The 926-nt window shown below is 67.0% G+C and carries 1 protein-coding gene; it reads left to right on the top strand.

Annotated features, from left to right (window positions below; genetic code table 11):
- Nucleotides 1-805: HIT domain-containing protein (locus tag I5E_RS26635; RefSeq protein ID WP_022908405.1), on the top strand; the 805-nt coding region annotated here is incomplete at its 5' end.
- Between the last annotated feature and the right edge of the window lie 121 nt (nucleotides 806-926).

Here is a 926-nt window from a genome sequence, read left to right as displayed (position 1 = left end):
ATGGAGCCATGAGCACCAGCACGCCCAGCATCTCTCCCGGATCATCGCGCGCGAGATCCCGGCGACGGTCGTCGCCGAGGACGACCGCGTGATCGCCATCGAGGACATCGCGCCGAAGGCACCCGTCCACGTGCTCGTCATCCCCAAGACCGAGCAGTACCGGAACGTCACCGAGCTCGCCGCCGGCGACCCGGACCTCCTCGCCCACCTGGTCGCCACCGCGCAGCGCATCGCCGACGAGCGCGCCGGCGGCCAGTTCCGACTCGTCTTCAACACCGGCGAAGCCGCCGGTCAGGTGTCGGTGTCGATCAGCGGCTCGTCCGACCGCGAGCTCATCGCGTTCCACGCGGACGACAAGACCGTCACGTCGCTGCTCATCAAGGGCAACTACCCGCCGGTCCGCCGGCTCTTCCCCGAGACCGTCCAGGACCACGCGGTGATCAACACCGCGGAACTGGTCGAGGCGGTCCGACGGGTCTCCCTCGTCCTGGAGCGCGAAGCAGCCCTCCGGTTCTCCTTCACGGTCGACGGGCTCACGCTCGAAGCGATCGGTTCCGAACAAGCGCAGGCGTCAGAGTCGATCAGTGCGTTGCTGACCGGTGAGGAAACGGTGGTCTCGCTGAAGCCCGCCTTCCTCCTGGACGGGTTGAACGCGGTGCACTCCGAGTTCGTCCGGATCTCCTTCACCAAGACGGAGAACCCCAACAAGCCGGGACCGGTGCTCATCACCGGCCAGACCTCGCAGGAGGCCCCGGCGGCGGACGGATACCGGTACCTGCTGCAGCCCAATCTCCTGCTGCGGTAAGCGCAACAGCCGAACACTGCGCTGACGCGCTCCCAGCAGCATCAGCGCGACGACGAACAGAAGAGGAAATCATGCGCATCGGTCTTGTCGGCCTCGGTCGCATGGGCAACAACATGCGGCC

It is taken from the genome of Curtobacterium sp. B18 (assembly GCF_000333375.1).
GTDB lineage: Bacteria > Actinomycetota > Actinomycetes > Actinomycetales > Microbacteriaceae > Curtobacterium.
Note: the sequence above shows the minus strand (reverse complement) of the source record. Positions and strands in the feature narration are given on the sequence as shown.